This window comes from Mesorhizobium sp. M7A.F.Ce.TU.012.03.2.1 (assembly GCF_004006095.1).
Lineage (GTDB): Bacteria > Pseudomonadota > Alphaproteobacteria > Rhizobiales > Rhizobiaceae > Mesorhizobium.
Window position 1 is genome coordinate 124847 of the sequence record NZ_CP034779.1, and the last position, 15782, is coordinate 140628.

Annotated in this window: 14 protein-coding genes; 6 read left to right on the forward strand and 8 right to left on the reverse strand. The window is 64.1% G+C overall.

Annotated features, from left to right (window positions below):
* Positions 1 to 4 precede the first annotated feature (4 nt).
* From EJ079_RS00670 to EJ079_RS00680, 4 genes are read right to left on the reverse strand one after another with little or no spacing between them, the layout of a single operon-like run.
* The gene (locus EJ079_RS00670; RefSeq protein ID WP_127807782.1) at positions 5 to 1171 is read right to left on the reverse strand and encodes an ABC transporter substrate-binding protein; all 1167 of its coding nucleotides are present in this window, start codon (positions 1169 to 1171) and stop codon (positions 5 to 7) included.
* Positions 1172 to 1216: 45 nt separating this feature from the next.
* The gene (locus EJ079_RS00675; RefSeq protein WP_245481781.1) at positions 1217 to 3058 is read right to left on the reverse strand and encodes a branched-chain amino acid ABC transporter ATP-binding protein/permease; all 1842 of its coding nucleotides are present in this window, start codon (positions 3056 to 3058) and stop codon (positions 1217 to 1219) included.
* Between the two features lie 14 nt (positions 3059 to 3072).
* Positions 3073 to 3414 carry an FAD-binding oxidoreductase gene (locus EJ079_RS33645; RefSeq protein WP_245481782.1) on the reverse strand — a complete coding sequence of 114 codons (342 nt, stop codon included), beginning with the start codon at positions 3412 to 3414 and terminating at the stop codon, positions 3073 to 3075.
* Positions 3320 to 4240: an FAD-dependent oxidoreductase gene (locus tag EJ079_RS00680; RefSeq protein ID WP_245481783.1), complete on the reverse strand. Its 921-nt coding sequence runs from the start codon at positions 4238 to 4240 to the stop codon at positions 3320 to 3322. The genes EJ079_RS33645 and EJ079_RS00680 overlap by 95 nt, the downstream gene beginning before the upstream one ends.
* A 145-nt stretch (positions 4241 to 4385) precedes the next feature.
* Here EJ079_RS00680 and EJ079_RS00685 point away from each other — a divergent pair, with 145 nt between their 5' ends.
* Genes EJ079_RS00685 through EJ079_RS00705 form a run of 5 tightly spaced genes read left to right on the forward strand, consistent with a single transcriptional unit; the run spans position 4386 to position 9367 of the window.
* Positions 4386 to 5324: a MurR/RpiR family transcriptional regulator gene (locus EJ079_RS00685; RefSeq protein ID WP_127807784.1), complete on the forward strand. Its 939-nt coding sequence runs from the start codon at positions 4386 to 4388 to the stop codon at positions 5322 to 5324.
* Positions 5321 to 5968 (forward strand): isochorismatase family cysteine hydrolase, encoded by a 648-nt coding sequence (locus tag EJ079_RS00690; protein ID WP_127398956.1) that lies wholly within the window; start codon positions 5321 to 5323, stop codon positions 5966 to 5968. Before EJ079_RS00685 ends, EJ079_RS00690 begins: the two co-directional genes overlap by 4 nt.
* The gene (locus EJ079_RS00695; RefSeq protein WP_127807785.1) at positions 5965 to 7287 is read left to right on the forward strand and encodes a glutamine synthetase; all 1323 of its coding nucleotides are present in this window, start codon (positions 5965 to 5967) and stop codon (positions 7285 to 7287) included. The genes EJ079_RS00690 and EJ079_RS00695 overlap by 4 nt, the downstream gene beginning before the upstream one ends.
* On the forward strand, positions 7287 to 8054 hold the full coding sequence (locus tag EJ079_RS00700; protein ID WP_127807786.1) for an N-formylglutamate amidohydrolase: 768 nt from the start codon (positions 7287 to 7289) through the stop codon (positions 8052 to 8054). Before EJ079_RS00695 ends, EJ079_RS00700 begins: the two co-directional genes overlap by 1 nt.
* Entirely contained in the window at positions 8051 to 9367 is a 1317-nt protein-coding gene (locus tag EJ079_RS00705; RefSeq protein ID WP_127807787.1) for an aspartate aminotransferase family protein, read from the forward strand. Before EJ079_RS00700 ends, EJ079_RS00705 begins: the two co-directional genes overlap by 4 nt.
* Before the next feature lie 70 nt (positions 9368 to 9437).
* Here EJ079_RS00705 and EJ079_RS00710 read toward each other — a convergent pair whose 3' ends face one another.
* From EJ079_RS00710 to uxuA, 4 genes are all read right to left on the reverse strand, one after another.
* Positions 9438 to 10457: an NADP-dependent oxidoreductase gene (locus EJ079_RS00710; RefSeq protein ID WP_127807788.1), complete on the reverse strand. Its 1020-nt coding sequence runs from the start codon at positions 10455 to 10457 to the stop codon at positions 9438 to 9440.
* A gap of 25 nt (positions 10458 to 10482) precedes the next feature.
* Positions 10483 to 11805 (reverse strand): LLM class flavin-dependent oxidoreductase, encoded by a 1323-nt coding sequence (locus EJ079_RS00715; protein WP_127807789.1) that lies wholly within the window; start codon positions 11803 to 11805, stop codon positions 10483 to 10485.
* A gap of 342 nt (positions 11806 to 12147) precedes the next feature.
* On the reverse strand, positions 12148 to 13167 hold the full coding sequence (locus EJ079_RS00720; RefSeq protein WP_127807790.1) for an isopenicillin N synthase family oxygenase: 1020 nt from the start codon (positions 13165 to 13167) through the stop codon (positions 12148 to 12150).
* A 316-nt stretch (positions 13168 to 13483) separates the two neighbouring features.
* Positions 13484 to 14668, reverse strand: a complete 1185-nt coding sequence (gene uxuA / locus EJ079_RS00725; protein ID WP_127807791.1) for a mannonate dehydratase — start codon at positions 14666 to 14668, stop codon at positions 13484 to 13486.
* Positions 14669 to 14766: 98 nt separating this feature from the next.
* On the opposite strand from uxuA, the gene EJ079_RS00730 reads away from it, so the two are divergent.
* Positions 14767 to 15552 carry an SDR family oxidoreductase gene (locus EJ079_RS00730; RefSeq protein WP_127807792.1) on the forward strand — a complete coding sequence of 262 codons (786 nt, stop codon included), beginning with the start codon at positions 14767 to 14769 and terminating at the stop codon, positions 15550 to 15552.
* The last annotated feature ends 230 nt before the right edge of the window (positions 15553 to 15782 follow it).

The following is a 15782-nucleotide window of genomic DNA, read 5'->3' on the forward strand; positions in this document are numbered from 1 at the left end:
GACATCACGGCGCGGGAACGTCGGCAGCGTCGGGGATCAGGGTCTGGACATGCTTGCCCTCGCCGCCCTCGTAGCGCATCAGCGCCACCGGCCGCAGCGGCATGCGGTCCGTGCCGGCATAGGTGATCTTGCCGGTGATGCCTTCGAAATCCTTGAGGCCGGCGATGGCGTCGCGGATCGCCTTAGGGTCGTCGGAGCCCGCCGTCTTGACCGCCTGGTCGAGGATCAGGCCGATCTCGTAGCCATTGACTTCATAGGTCGATTCCGGTGCGTGGCCGGCATATTTGGTGAAGGCTGCGTTGAAGGCCTCGAGCTTGCTGCCCGGCTCGGCATAGCCGGCCGCGGTGTAGACGACGCCATCGACCAATTTGCCGAGCGCCTTGATGGTCGGCGTGCCGATGGCATCGGCGCCATAGACCGGGATGGTGACGCCGGCGCCGCGCAATTGCTGGATGAAGGCCGGGAAATCCGGCTCGTAGGCCGCCGTCATGATCAGGTCGGGCTTGTCGGCCAGGCCCTTGATGTTGGTGATCTCGGCGGAAAAGTCGGGCTGGCCCATGCTGAAGGTGCCGCGGCCGACAATGGCGCCGCCCTTCTTCTCGAACACCTTGCCGAAATATTCCGGCAGATTGGCGGTGTAGGTGGAGTCCGGCGAAGTCAGCAGGAACACCTTCTTCTTGCCTTCCGAGACGGCGAAGTCGGTGACCGCCGTCGCCTGCACATTGTCGGCCGGATAGGTGCCGAACATGACGTCGCCGACCGCGCCGGTGAGCACGGGGGCGGAGCCGCACAGCGTCAGGGTCGGAATACCAAGCGGCTGGGTCAGCTGGCCGGCGGAAATCGAGGGATCGGCATCGCACGGCGTGATCATGATCTTGGCGCCGGCGTCGATCAACTCCTGGGCGACGGTTGCGGTCTGCGCGGTGTCGGAGCGGGTGTCCTTGATCAGCAGCTTGACGGTGTATTTGCCAGCGAGGCCACCCTTGGCGTTGAGCTCGTCGAGCGACATGCGCAAGCCGGCAAGTGCCGGCTGGTCGTAGGGAGCGAGGCCACCGGTCTGCGCGGTCGCGGCACCGATGATGATCTCCTCGGCGCTGGCCGTCGAAATGGCGGCGATGCCGAACACGGCCGCGCACAGGGCGGCGCGATGGAGGCGATAGAGGCTTGGCATGTCGGTTCTCCTTCTGGATTTCTTATGGTTGGCTGTCGTTGCGGGTCATGCGGTCTGGTTTTCAGGCGTTGCGGTCTTGGCGCGCGACGTGCGGCTGCCGAGATAGGCTGCGATCACGGCGGGGTTCTTCTGGACATCGCCCGGCGTGCCGTCGGCGATGACGCGGCCATGATCGATGACGACGATGCGCTCGCACAGGTTCATCACCAGCCGCATGTCGTGTTCGATCAGGACGACGCCGATGCGGCGCTCGGTGCGGACTGTCGAGAGGATCGAAACCAGTTCGGCGGTCTCGACGGCGTTCATGCCGGCGGCCGGCTCGTCGAGCAGCAGGAAGCGCGGCTTCAACGCCAGTGCACGTGCCACTTCGAGCCGACGGCGCTGGCCGTAGGCAAGCCTGGCGGCCGGTTGATCGGCAAATCTCTCCAGCCCCATGCGCGCAAGTTCACCCATTGCCGCCGCCTCGGCATGGCCAAGATCCGGCTCCACCTGGCGGGCGGCGACGACGACATTTTCGAGCACGGTCATGTGCGGGAAGACGCGGATGTTCTGGAAGGTGCGGGCAACGCCGGAGCGGGCGAAGCGGAAGGCCGAAGCCTGCCGGACCACGCCACCCACCGACACGGTGCCGGCACTCGGCTTGATATCACCAGCCAGCATGTTGAGCAGCGTCGTCTTGCCGGCGCCATTGGGGCCGATGATGCCGGTGATGCTGTCGGTCTCGAAATCCAGGCTGACGTCGTCGACGGCGACGACGCCGGCATAGCGGCGCGACAGATGGACGGCGGTGAGCCGGTCACTCTCGACATGCCGCGGTGGCGCCGTTGAAGCCATCACGGCCTGGCGTCCGGGTCGGCGCAGCAGGTTCAGTTCACGCTCGCCGAACAGACCGGTCGGCCGCCGCCAGATAACCAGGATCATGGCGATGGCAAGCACGCCCTGGGTCAGGCCGAACAGGACGGGCAGATGCAGGCCGAGCACCTCGCCGCCGCCTTCGAAGCGGCGCACCACTTCGACCAAAACGATGGTGACGATGACGCCGGCGAAAGCGCCGAGCGACGAGGTCATGCCGCCGACGATCAGCATGGCGAGCATGGTGAAGCCGAGGTCGAAATAGAAATCGCGTGGCGAGAACGCACCCAGAAACTGCGCCATCATGGCGCCGGCGGCCATGGCGGCGACGACACCCGCCACCCAAGCGGCCAAACGCGCCGTGCGCTGGTCGACGCCGACGGCGGCGGCACCGCGCTCGTCATTGGCGGCGGCGCGGGCGGCAAGGCCGAAGGAGGTTTCGCGAAACAGCCTCGCCGCCACCAGCGCCATCGAAGCGACAGCGGCAGCCGTCCACAGCCCTACCTCGCGCGGCACGCCATAGAATGGCTGACTGCCGCGCGTGATCTCGCGCCCGGCCACCAGCAGCGTGTAGACGATGATCAGCATGGCAAGCGTTGCGATCGAAGCGCTCGATCCGGAAAGCCTGAGCAGCGGCGTGCCGGTCAACAGGCCGACGATGACCGCGAGAGCAAGGACGACGGCCAGCGCCGCGAAGAAGGAGAGTTGATACCCGGCGAGGAATTGCGGCAGGTCGCGCAGCGCCGTTCGCTGCAATGCGGTCGGCATGGTGAGGATGCCGGTGGCGTAGGCGCCAAGGCCGACAAAGGCGGCCTGACCGAACGAGACGATGCCGCTGTTGCCAGAGAATATCTGCAGGCCGAGCACCGCCGTCAGCATGATCGCGGCATAGGTGACCACACGTTGCATGGCGGCGCTGCCAAAGATGAAGGCGGCAAGCGCCACCAGCAGCAGCACCGCGACCATGCACAGGGCATCGGCAGTGGCGTTGCGAAACGCGGCCGGCATGAAGCCACTGGGCTTGCTCTCGCTCATCGTCACCGACGCCATTACGCGGCCCTGAAGCGATCGGGTGAAAACGGCGCCAGGATCGGTTGCGCGCCTTCGGTGACCAGCCTGGCCACCGCCTCGCCGACTGCCGGCCCGGTCTTGAAGCCGTGGCCGGAGGATCCCGCCGAAACGACCAGCCCTTCGACGTCAGGCATGGCGCCGATGACCGGCAGATCGTCGGGGCTCATGTCGTAGAGTCCGGCATAGCCGGGCCGGATGCCAAGCTCGGCCATGGCAGGGACTCTGTCAACGAAGGTCTCCAGAATCTCGACCGATTCCTGCTCCTCGACACCTTCCATGTAGTTGTCGGGATTTTCGACAAAACGCGGGCGGGCCCGCATGTTCGTGGCGCAGGCCGGTGCCACCGCCGGCCCACGTGCCGGCCAGGATGACACCGTCATTGTCGGGCCGAGCATAGTTGCAGTAAATGTCGTCGCACCAGGCGAACGGCATGACCTGCCTTGCCTTGCCGGCAGCGTCGAGCACGGCCATCGGATGGCGCTCGACATGCAGCGGCAGATCGAGGCCGACCGTCGCCAGCAGGCGGCGCGTCCACGGCCCGGCGGCCAGGACGACGGTACCGGCTTCCAGCACCGTTCCATCAGTCAGAGTGACGCCGGTGATGCGGTCGCCCTGCCGCTGGAGGCTCTCGACCAACGTGTTCTGCATGATCCTGGCACCGTTGGCGCGGGCGGCACGGGCGATAGCGTTGGTGGCGCCGAAGGCATCGGCGTAGCCATATTCCGGCTCCCACAGCGCCATTGCGACATTGTCCAAGGCAAAGCCGGGTGCCGCGTCGGCAAAGGCCTGCGGTGACAATGTCTCGATGCGCGCGCCCTCGCCGCGGATGCGTTCGGCTGCCGCCGTCCAACTCACCTTGTTGTCGTTGCCGCAGACCCACATCATGCCGATTTCGGTGACGAAAGAGCCTTCGCCCGCGATTTCCGGCAGCGACACCAGGATCTCGCGGCCACGTATGGAAAGCTGCGACAATTCCGGCATCAGGTAGAAGGCGTGCAGCAGCGCCGACGATTTTCCCGACGGGCCGCCGGCGGGATGGGTCTGCTCGACCAATGTGACCTTCACACCGGCCTTGGCCAGATGATAGGCGGCGCTCGATCCGACAATGCCGGCACCGACGACGATGACGTCGCTTCCGTTTCGCATGGCTGTTCCCCACAGTCTCTTGGCTGCTTTCCGACAAGGTAGGGCCAGCGATCACGCAATGTCAACATCTCTTCATTGTTGACCAAGATTTAAATCTCTGTAATAAACTCGACAAAACAAGAGAACACGGATTTCGGGGAGGCCCATGGCGATACGCGATGTTCTGATGCGCGGGGATCTTGCGCTGACGCCGTCGGAAGAGAAGATCGTCCGACTGCTGTTGACGGACTATCCGACCTCCGGCCTCGGCACCGCCTCATCGCTCGCCCGGCGCGCTGGCGTCAGCGATCCGACCGTGGTGAGACTGGTCGTCAAGCTCGGCTATGAAGGGTTTCCGGATTTCCAGGCGAAGCTTCTGGCCGAAGTCGAGGCAAGACTGCACTCGCCGCTGCTGATGATGGAGGCCAAGCGGCAGAGCGGCTCCAACGACAGCGCCGTGCTGGCCTATCTCGACAGCGTCACCACGGCCTTGCAGAAAGCCACCGCCGCGACACCTGTCCAGACATACGAGCGGGCGGCCCGCCTGCTGATGGAGGTCAAGGGCGAGATTGTCATGGTAGGCGGCCGTTTCAGCCGTCACATCGCCGGCATGCTGGCCGGCTATCTCGTACAGTTTCGCTCCGGGGTTCGCGATCTCGGCGTGCTTTCTCCGCAGACCTTCGACACGCTCGCCGACCTCGACCGCCGCGACGTGCTCGTCGTGTTCGACTATCGCCGCTATCAGCTCGATGTGATGGCCTATGCGAGCCAAGCGGCAGCGCTCGATGTGCGCATCGTGCTGTTCACCGACCAATGGCTGTCGCCGATATCAGATCTCGCCGAAGTCACCATCGTCAGCCCGCTCGAAGTCGCCTCGCCCTACGACACGCTGGCGCCGGCGATCGCCCAGATGGAGGCGCTGGTCGCCCATATCGTTTCGACGCTGGGCGACGACGCGCGCGCCCGCATCGAGCGGCTCGAAAGGGTGCGACATGCCAATGCCGTGACACTCGACAGCGACCCGCAAGAGAACGGCGCGCGCAAGATACCCGGACCCCGCAAGACGCCGGGACCCAAATCAGCAAAGCAGGACGACAAAGCATGACCCAGGCCCTACCCAAACGAGACGACGCCTTCCGTGCCGGCGAAACGGCCCTGCTGCTCGTCGACATGCAGCGCATCTGGCTGGAGCCGGGCGCAGATCCGTCGCATCCGGAGCGTGGGCCCGATCACTATTTCTACCGGCAGACAACGTCACAGACGATCCCCAACCAGGAGCGCCTGCTGGCCGCTGCGCGGGCCAATGGCGTCGAGGTGCTGCACACCATCATCCAGAGCCTGACCGAAGACGGCCGTGACCGCTCGCTCGACCACAAGCTGACGCCGATCCATGTCGCACCCAGCCTCCCGGAGGGTCTGCCGGTGCCGGCGCTGGCGCCGGTCGGCGACGAGATCATGCTGCCGAAGACGTCGTCGGGCATCTTCAACTCGACCAATGTCGACTATCTCCTCAAGAACCTCGGCATCCGCTATCTCGTCGTGGTCGGCGTGCTGACCGATCAATGCGTCGACATGACGGTGCGCGACGGCGCCGACCGCGGCTATCTTGTCACCTGCGTATCGGATGCCTGCGCCACCATTACGCAGGAACGCCACGACATCGCGCTCAAGGCCTTCGGCGGCTACTGCTGGGTGGCCGATACCGACACGGTCGTCGGCCGCTTCAACGCTTTGGGAAAACCGGCATGACATCGACTGTCGAGCCTCTGGTTGCCGTCGTCACCACGGATCTCTCCGCCGTCACGCGGGGCCGCTTCGTTGCCGAAAGCAAGTTGCAGAAGACCGCCACGACCGGCGTCGGTTGGCTGCAGGCCAATCTGTCGCTGACGCCGTTCAACTCGATCGTCGATCCCAACCCCTGGGGCTCGTCGGGCGACCTGCGGCTGATCCCCGATCTCAAGGCGCGCTTTCGCACGACACGTACCGGATCGGCGACGCCGTTCGACATGGTCGCCGGCGACATCGTCGAGCTCGATGGCAGCCCATGGCTCGGCTGCACCCGCACGATGCTGAAAGAGGCGTTGGCCGATTTGAAAGCCGCAACCGGCCTGTCGGTCATCGCCGCCTTCGAGCATGAATTCAATGTCGCCGACGGCGGCTTCGCGCCGGCGCATTCGATGTCTTTCGCCGCATTGCGCCGCACGGACCCCTTCGCGCCCAACCTGATGGCGGCGCTGGAGGAGGCCGGCGTTGCACCCGAAGTGATCATCGCCGAATTCGGCGACGAGCAGTTCGAGGTGACACACGAGCCGGCGGACGCGCTGAGGGCGGCGGACCGCGCCGTCGCCATCCGCGAAATCACGCGCGAATTGGCGCGCAATGCCGGCTGGCGTGCGAGCTTCGCGCCCAAAACCGCGCCAACTGCCGTCGGCAACGGCGTCCACATCCATTTCAGCTTCGTCGACGAGGCCGGCAAGCCGGTGACATACGATCCAACGCAGCCCGGAGGTCTTTCCGCCAAAGCCGGCGCCTTCTGTGCCGGCGTGCTGCGCCATCTGCCTGGAATGACCGCGATGACGGCGTCGAGCGTGTCGTCCTTCTACCGGCTGAAGCCGCACAGCTGGAGTTCGTCCTATACCTGGCTTGCCGACCGCGACCGCGAGGCGTCGCTGCGCATCTGCCCGACTGTGACGATCGGCGGACGCGATCCGGCGCGGCAATACAACATCGAATACCGGGCCGCTGACGCCACCGGCAATCCCTATCTGTCGCTGGCGGCGATCATCCGCGCCGGGCTGGAAGGGCTGAAGGCGGGCCTGCCGTCGCCGCCTTTGGTCACCGGCGACCCGACACTGATGAGCGAGGCTGAGCGGGCGAGTCTCGGTCTGGTGCGCCTGCCCGAAACCCTGCCGGCGGCACTGGACGCGTTGCTGGCCGACGGCATCGTGACGGGATGGTTCGCGCCTGTCTTCATCGAAACCTTCGTCGGCCTCAAGCGACATGAAGCCGAGCGTCTTGCCGGTCTCGATCCGGCCTCCATCTGCGATCTCTACCGGACGCTCTATTGATGACCGCGCAGGCCGGAAAAGATTGGCCCGAGGCCGTCGAGGTCCTCAACGAGCACGGCCGCTCCGATATCGTGCTGTTGTGCGAGCATGCGTCCAACCACATGCCGGCCGAGTATCGACAGCTCGGCCTCGATGCCAGCCATCTGCAGCGCCACATCGCCTGGGATATCGGCGCCGCCGAAGTGACCCGCCTGCTGTCGTCGAAGCTCGATGCACCGGCCTTCCTCAGCGGTTACTCGCGGCTGCTGATCGACCTCAACCGGCCACTGGGCACGTCAGGCAGCATTCCGGTGCTGTCGGAAGATACCGACATTCCCGGCAATGTCGGCATCGATGCGACGGAGCGGACCCGACGCGCCGAGATCATCTTTTCGCCGTTTCATGACCGGGTGACCGCGTATCTTGACCACCGGGCGCAAGCAGGCCGGCAGACGCGGATCGTGACGATCCATTCCTTCACGCCGGTCTTCCTCGGTGTCAGCAGACCCTGGCATGCCGGCGTGTTGCACGACCAAGCGAGAGATCTCGCCGAAACGATCCTTTCGGGCCTGCGCACCGACGCCGGGCTCAATGTCGCGGCCAACGTGCCCTATGTGATCAGCCGCGACGCCGATTACGCCGTGCCCATTCATGGCGACGATCGCGGCATCCCCGCCGTCCTCGTCGAGATCCGGCAGGATTTGCTGTCGACGCGGTCCGGCATCGAAGAATGGGCGGACCGGCTGGCGGCGGCACTGCCGGCGCTCGAAACGGAACCCGTGTCGTGAGCAATCTCAGCCTGCGCGAACGTGATGCCGCGACCATCGCCCAGATCGGCAAGCTGCGTTTCTCCCCGCTCAGCGTCATCGGCGGCCGGGGCAACCGGCTGATCGAGGAAGGCGGCCGCTCCTTGCTCGACCTGTCGGGATCGGCCGGTCCGGCGGTGCTCGGCTACGGCCATCCGGCAATCGTCGAAGCGGTCGAGACGTCGATCCGCGACATGGCGGGCGCCAGCCTGCTGCTCTACCCGAACGAGCCGGCTGTATCGCTGGCGGAGCGGCTGCTGGCGATTACGCCCGGAGAAGGCGAACGGCGCGTCTGGTTCGGCCATTCCGGGTCGGATGCCAACGACTGCGCGGTGCGCGTGCTGCAGGCAGCCACTGGCCGCTCGCGCTTCATCTCGTTCATCGGTTCCTATCACGGCAATCTCTCCGGCTCGATGGGCATCAGCGGCCATACCGCCATGACCCACACGCTGCCCCGGCCGGGCGTGCTTCTGCTGCCCTATCCCGATCCGTTCCGACCGAATTTCAGCAGCGAGGACGTGCTGGCCCTGCTCGACTACCAGTTCGAGACCACCTGCCCGCCCCATCAGGTCGCGGCGGTGTTCATCGAGCCGTTGATGTCGGATGGCGGGCTGATCGTGCCGCCGCCCGGCTTTCTCAAGGCATTGCAGCAGCGTTGCCGCAAGCACGGCATCAAGATTGTCGTTGACGAGGTCAAGGTCGGGCTCGCCCGCAGCGGCATGATGCACTGCTTCCAGCATGAAGGACTGACGCCCGACCTCGTCGTCTTTGGCAAAGGCATCGGCGGTGGCTTGCCGTTGTCGGCCGTGATCGGCCCTAAGGAGATCATGGACCATGCGCCGGCCTTCGCGCTGCAGACAACCGCGGGCAATCCGGTGGCGACATCGGCCGGCAACGCGGTGCTGAAGACGATCGAGACGGACGGCCTGGTCGAGCGCTCGGCGCGAATCGGCATGCTGTTTTCCGACGCGCTGCGAGCCCTTGCCGCCAGACACGAGATCATCGGCGACGTGCGCGGGCGCGGCCTTGCCATCGGCGTCGACCTGGTCAAGGACCGCACGACACGTGAGCCGGTTGCGGCGGCGACCACGGCCAAGATCATCTATCGCGGCTATGAGTTGGGTGCAGCCTTCACCTATGTCGGGTTGAAGGCCAATGTGCTGGAGTTCATGCCATCGCTGACGCTGACGGAAGACGAGATGACCGAGGGCGTCGCGATCGTCGACCAGGCAATCGCTGACGTGAATGCCGGCAAGGTCTCGGATGCGGACGTCGCCTCCTTCATGATGTGGTGAACAAAAAAGGCGCCGCGCCGGGCTGCGACAGCGATTGTCTCGGCAGCCCCGGCTCATCGTTGTGCAACAATTATTCCGCGATACGCACGATCAGCTTGCCGAAATTCCTGCCTTCGAGAAGGCCGAGAAAGGCCTGAGGCGCATTTTCGATGCCATCCACGATATCTTCCCTGTAGCGGACGCGGCCGGACGCTATCCATTCGGCCATCTCACGATAGAAGGCCGGGCGCTGGTCGACAAATTCGCGCTGGATAAAACCCCTGATCGTCAGGCTGCGGTGCAGCACTTGCTGCATCAATGTCGGCAACCGGTCGGTGCCGGCATCCGCGATGACGTTGTACTGCGCGATCAGCCCGCAGACCGGCACACGCGCAAATTCGTTCAGCAGCGGAAACACCGCGTCCCAGACAGGACCGCCGACATTTTCGAAATAGATGTCGATGCCGCCGGGGCAAGCTGCCTTCAACTGCTCTGCAAAATCGTCGGCCCGGTGATCGACGACCGCGTCAAAACCGAGCTCTTCTCGCACGAAGGCGCACTTTTCGGCACCGCCGGCAATGCCGACGGCACGCGCACCCTTGATGCGCGCGATCTGGCCAACGGCCGACCCGACCGCGCCGCTGGCGGCCGCGACGACGACCGTCTCGCCAGGCTTCGGCTGCCCGATGGTGAGCAGACCGGCATAGGCCGTGAAGCCCGGCATGCCGAGCACGCCGAGCGCGGTTGTTATGGGTGCAGCCGCGGGATCGAGCTTGCGCAGCCCGGCACCGTCGGACAGGGCGAAACTCTGCCATCCGGAGTGGGACAGGACGATGTCGCCTTCAGCAAATTCCGGATGGCGAGAGATCATCACACGCGCGACGGTGCCGCCTTCCATCACGCCGTCGACATCGACCGGCTTGGCATAGGATTTGGTGGCGTTCATACGACCGCGCATATAGGGATCGAGCGACAGATAAAGGATCTGCAACAGCAGTTCGCCCTCTCCCGGCTGGACAAGGTCCACTGTTTCGATGCGGAAATCGCTTGGCTTCGGCCGGCCTTGCGGTCGCGCCGCGAGCACGATGCGGGTGTTGGTCTGGGTCGACATTGGAGACCTCTCTGCGACGAACGCTCTAATCGAAAAACCGGTTGGGCGGCCGCTTCAGGCCGAGATTCTCGCGCAGCGTCGATCCCTCATACTGTCGCCGGAAGATCCCTCGCCGCTGCAGTTCGGGCACGACTTTCTCGGCAAAATCATCGAGCCCGGCGGGCAGATAGGGAAACATGATGTTGAACCCGTCGGAACCCTCGCCGACCAGCCATTCCTCCATCTCGTCGGCGATTGTTTCAGGTGTGCCGACAAAGGCAAGGCCGGAATAGCCGCCCAGCCTTTGCGCGAGCTGCCTAACCGTCAGGTTTTCTTGGCGCGCCAATTCGATGACGCGCTCGCGGCTGCTCTTGCTCGCATTGGTCTCGGGGATTTCCGGCAAGGGCGCATCCAGGTCAAAACCGGATGCGTCATGCCCGATCGTGATCGACAGCGAGGCAATGCCGCTCTCGTAATAGACGAGGCTGTCGAGCTTCGCCCGCCTGGCCTGCGCGTCCTCGACGCTGTCGCCGACAACGACAAAGGCGCCCGGCAGGATCTTGATGTCGTCGCGTGACCGGCCAAGTCTCTCCGCACGGCCTTTGACGTCGGGGAAGAAGCGCTGCCCCGAGGCGAGATCGGCATGGGCGGCAAAAATGACCTCAGCTGTTTCGGCCGCCAGCTGGCGGCCTGCCTCCGAGGCGCCGGCCTGGACGATGACCGGCCAACCCTGCACCGGGCGCGCGATGTTGAGAGGACCGCGCACCGAGAGATGCTCGCCCTTGTGATCGAGCACATGCAGCCTGGCCGGATCGAAATAGAGCCCGCTTTCGGCATCGCGGATGAAGGCATCGTCGGCAAAGCTGTCCCACAAGCCGGTGACGACATCGTAGAATTCCCGCGCCCGCCGGTAGCGCTCGTCATGTTCGACATGCTCGTCGAGGCCGAAGTTGAGCGCGGCATCCGGATTGGACGTGGTGACGATGTTCCAGCCGGCGCGCCCGCCGCTGATATGATCGAGCGAGGCGAAGCGGCGGGCGATATGATAGGGCGCATCGAAGGTGGTCGATGCGGTGGCGACCAGACCGATGTGGTCGGTGACGGCGGCGAGCGCCGACAAAAGCGTGAACGGCTCGAACGAGGTGACCGTGTGACTGCGCCGCAGCGCCTCGATCGGCATGTTGAGGACGGCCAGATGGTCGGCCATGAAGAAGGCGTCGAACTTCGCCGCCTCCAGGGTCTGAGCGAAGCGCTTCAGATGCGCGAAATTGAAATTGGCATCGAGATAAGCGCCCGGGTAACGCCAGGCGCCGGTGTGCAGGCTGACGGGGCGCATGAAGGCGCCGAGGCGCAATTGTTTCCGTGTCATGAAAGTCGTTCCGAGCGATCGATACAGTCGAGCAGCAGTGCTCGAATCCTTACCTCAGGATCGGACGGTCCGCCCAACTCGGGAAGGTATTCTGTTCCGCAATGCCGGGCTTTTGCAGCATTTCAGTTTTGTGCCCGAGACCCGAGATAAAAAATGGCCGGGCTCGAATACGGCCCGGCCAAAAGAAGGTTAAAACCTTCAGAGGGGAACACCGCTCGGCGGAATGGGAGGAAACCACCGAACGATTTTACCTGTTTGGGCTTATTTCGAAGCCTTGGCGACGAATGGCATTCCAAAAAACACCCAAAACGGCAAAAATTCGTGCGCCATATTGTAGAATCCTTACGAGCCCGCGGCTCCGGTCTCGAGAAGATCGGCGTAGTGGCGGCGTGCCACGTCGGGATGGGAACGCAGCCGGCTTTTGAGCACATTGGTGCCGACATCGCGGAACAATGGGTTGTCGGGATCGCTTGCCGGTCCCCGTGCCTGCGCCGCCAGTTCCTCGGAAAGGCCGAGAAGCGGAATGGTCGCATCGAGCCGGGCGCTGAAGAAGAAGGGAACGGAAATCCGCTCAACGCCGGCAGGCGGCGTCACGACGCGGTGCACGGTGGCGCGCAGATATCCATTCGATGCCAGTTCGAGCAGTTCGCCGATGTTGACGACCAGCGTTCCAGGCAGCGGATCCACATTCACCCAGCTTCCGTCATATTCGACCTGCAGCCCCTTGTTGTCGTCCTGCAGCAGCAGGGTCAGGAAACCGCCATCCTTGTGCGCGCCGACGCCCTGGTCGCCTTCGGTCGCGTCACGGCCGGGATAACGCACGATCTTCATGCGATGGTTGGGCGAGTCGCGGTAGATCGCGTCGAAGGCATCCTCGGGTTGATCGAGCGACAGCGCGAAGGCCTTCAGCAGCCGGATCGCCACCGCTGTCGCCTTGGTCTGCCATGCAAGCAACGCCGGCTTGAGTTCAGGCAGTGCAGACGGCCACTGGTTCGGCCCTTGCAGCCGTGTCCACGGTGCAATTCCAGGCCCTTGCGCTATGGGCTGGCGCTCGACACCAATGTCGAGTTGCTCACGCCAGTCGGCCGCGCCCTTTGTCAGTTCGCCACCAGCGCGGGTGTAGCCGCGGAACTGCTGGGATTTGACCATTTCGATCGCCAGCTTGTCGGACTGAGGCAGCGCGAAGAACCGGCGTGAGGCATCGAGCACGTCGTTGATCTCCGAGGTCGAAATTCCGTGGCCGCTGAGGTAGAAGAAGCCGACGTCCCGCGCCGCCGTGCGCAGGTCCAGGAGAAAGGTACGATATTCGGACGCACCTTGTTCGAGACGGCTCAGATCGAGCACCGGCACAATTCTGGGCATGGTCAGGTTCCTTCTTTTCTCTGCCTTGGCTTAGGAGAAGTAGAAGCGACCACCGGCAAGAGCTTCGAGAATGAATGCATCTCAAAGTGACACGCAAGGCGTGCCGATCAAAGCAACAAGAAGTCCAATCTGGCCCGAATGGAAGAACGTCAGCGCTGCATATTGTGAACTGCCGGCAAATAATTTCCCGACACGTGCTTTACCCGCCATGCCTCTCGTAGGCCGCACTTTCCAGTGCGACATCGTATAAGTCACAGCGGAAGCGCAACCGCGCGTGATCGCCTGTAAATCCGCCAGCCGACCGGCCGGAGCGCATTCAAGCCAGCTCGAACCGCTCGATGGCGCGCATGATGCCACGCAGCTCGGCGAGGCCTTTCAGCCGGCCGATCAGCGAATAGCCAGGATTGAGCCTGGTCTTGCCGATATCGTCGGCGAGCAGATGGCCATGGTCGGGCCGCATAGGAATGCGCCAGTCGGCGCGGCCTTCCCGACGGCGGCGCGCCTCTTCCTGCATCAGAGCCAGGATAACATGCGCCATGTCGGTGCCGCCCTCGAGATGCTCGGCCTCGTGGAACGAGCCGTCATCCTCGATGGTGATGTTGCGCAGATGGGCGAAATGGATGCGGTCGGCGAACTCCTTGATCATGGCGACGATGTCGTTGTCGGCGCGCGTGCCATAGGAGCCGGTGCAGAACGTCAGGCCGTTGGCGGGGCTGTCGACGGCGTTGAGGATGAAACGCGCATCCTCGGCGGTCGAAACGATGCGCGGCAGGCCATAGAGCGAGAAGGGCGGGTCGTCGGGATGGATGCACATGCGCACCCCCTCCTCTTCGGCCACCGGAATGATCTCGCGCAGGAACCAGGCAAGGTTGTCGCGCAGCTCCTTCGGTCCGATCGCATCATAGTCCGCCAGGGCCTCGCGAAAACTGTCCCTGTCATAGCTGCGCTCGGTCGCAGGCAGGCCGGCGATCAGGTTGCGCTCGATCCTGTCGATCGCTTCGCTGCTCAATTCCTTCAGCCGCGCTTCCGCCTCGGCAATGCGGGCGGGGGTATAGCCGGCCTCGGCATTGACGCGCTTCAGCACAAACAAATCGTAGGCCGCGAAATCGATCGCGTCGAAACGCAACGCATAACCTGTCGTTGGCAGCCGATAGGCGAGATCCGTGCGCGTCCAGTCGACCACCGGCATGAAATTGTAGCAGACCGTCGCAATGCCGGCCTTGGCGAGCGCGCGAATTGAGTCACGATAATAGCCGGCATAGCGCTCGCGTTCCGGCGCGCCGATCTTGAATGAATTGTGGACCGGAATGCTCTCGACCACCGACCATGTCAGGCCGGCGGCCTCGATGACACGCTTGCGCTCCAGAATGCTCTCGAGCGGCCAGGCGCGCCCGTCATAGATATCGTGCAAGGCGCTCACCACGCCGGTCGCACCGGCCTGCCTGACATGATCGAGCGTTACCGGATCGTTCGGTCCATACCAGCGCCAGCACTGTTCCATTGCCGCTTCCTTCTGCGAGAGAACGGCAACCTATTGTTGGACCACAATGGGTGTCAAACTAGGAACGGTTTCGGACAGCGAATGAAGGAGTTTTCCCAATGAAGGATTTCGACGGCAAGGTGGCTTTGGTGACGGGGACGACCGGGATTGGCCTCGCAACCGCCAGACGCCTCGCTGCAGGGGGTGCTGCGATCGTCGCCTGCGGCATCGACCGCGCGGCCAACGCTGCGCTGAAAGCGGAACTGGAAAGCTCCGGAGCCGGGGCGCTGGTCATAGACGCCGACGTCTCCGTGCCCGATCAGGTTCGCGACGCGGTCGCGGCCGGCGTGGAGCGGTTCGGCGGCCTCGATATCATCGTCAATTCGGCGGCGGTGCATCCGTACGGAACCGCGACCAGCACCGATTTCGAGACCTGGAACAGGGCGATGTCGGTCAATGTCGGGTCCATCTATCTGACCGCGCATTTCGGCATTCCGGAAATGGTCCGCAGGGGCGGCGGCGCCATCGTCAACGTCGCTTCGGTGCAGGGCTTTGCCTGCCAGCAAAACGTCGCCGCCTATGCCACCACCAAGGGCGCCATCCACACGCTGACGCGTGCCCTGGCCCTCGACCATGCGCGCTCCGGCATCCGCGTCAATTCCGTCAGCCCCGGCTCGATCCGCACCCCGATCCTGGAGAAGGCCGCCCGCGGCGAGAACGGCACGGATGCCGATGTCGAGGCCGCCTACAAGCGCTTCGGCGAAGCGCACCCCATCGGGCGCATCGGCGAGCCGGAGGAAGTGGCCGAACTCATCGCTTTCCTGTGTTCGTCGAAGGCCGGCTTCTGCACTGGCGCGGACTACAAGATCGATGGCGGCCTGACCGCCGGCATCGGCGTGAAGTAGATCGCGAAGATTGGGGCTTGTCCGTTACCGGGAGCAGCCAGCATCCGACCATTGGTTTGCCGATCTTCTTGCAGATCAATGCCCAAGCAAATTGAACACCGCACGGGCCACGCCGACATGAAAGGGGCGTTCGATCGATGAATTAATAGGCATTCTTGCCGATTGACAAAAACATCAACAGGCGACCAAGATCATATGACCATCAACGATATTGGTCCCGAGGTTGCCCC

Excerpts from the sequence above, each read along its gene's own strand:
- EJ079_RS00670 (WP_127807782.1), bottom strand. The coding sequence starts at position 1,171 with ATGCCAAGCCTCTATCGCCTCCATCGCGCCGCCCTGTGCGCGGCCGTG.
- EJ079_RS00675 (WP_245481781.1), bottom strand. The coding sequence starts at position 3,058 with ATGAGCGAGAGCAAGCCCAGTGGCTTCATGCCGGCCGCGTTTCGCAAC.
- EJ079_RS33645 (WP_245481782.1), bottom strand. The coding sequence starts at position 3,414 with ATGCGGGCCCGCCCGCGTTTTGTCGAAAATCCCGACAACTACATGGAA.
- EJ079_RS00680 (WP_245481783.1), bottom strand. The coding sequence starts at position 4,240 with ATGCGAAACGGAAGCGACGTCATCGTCGTCGGTGCCGGCATTGTCGGA.
- EJ079_RS00685 (WP_127807784.1), top strand. The coding sequence starts at position 4,386 with ATGGCGATACGCGATGTTCTGATGCGCGGGGATCTTGCGCTGACGCCG.
- EJ079_RS00690 (WP_127398956.1), top strand. The coding sequence starts at position 5,321 with ATGACCCAGGCCCTACCCAAACGAGACGACGCCTTCCGTGCCGGCGAA.
- EJ079_RS00695 (WP_127807785.1), top strand. The coding sequence starts at position 5,965 with ATGACATCGACTGTCGAGCCTCTGGTTGCCGTCGTCACCACGGATCTC.
- EJ079_RS00700 (WP_127807786.1), top strand. The coding sequence starts at position 7,287 with ATGACCGCGCAGGCCGGAAAAGATTGGCCCGAGGCCGTCGAGGTCCTC.
- EJ079_RS00710 (WP_127807788.1), bottom strand. The coding sequence starts at position 10,457 with ATGTCGACCCAGACCAACACCCGCATCGTGCTCGCGGCGCGACCGCAA.
- EJ079_RS00715 (WP_127807789.1), bottom strand. The coding sequence starts at position 11,805 with ATGACACGGAAACAATTGCGCCTCGGCGCCTTCATGCGCCCCGTCAGC.
- EJ079_RS00720 (WP_127807790.1), bottom strand. The coding sequence starts at position 13,167 with ATGCCCAGAATTGTGCCGGTGCTCGATCTGAGCCGTCTCGAACAAGGT.
- uxuA (WP_127807791.1), bottom strand. The coding sequence starts at position 14,668 with ATGGAACAGTGCTGGCGCTGGTATGGACCGAACGATCCGGTAACGCTC.
- EJ079_RS00730 (WP_127807792.1), top strand. The coding sequence starts at position 14,767 with ATGAAGGATTTCGACGGCAAGGTGGCTTTGGTGACGGGGACGACCGGG.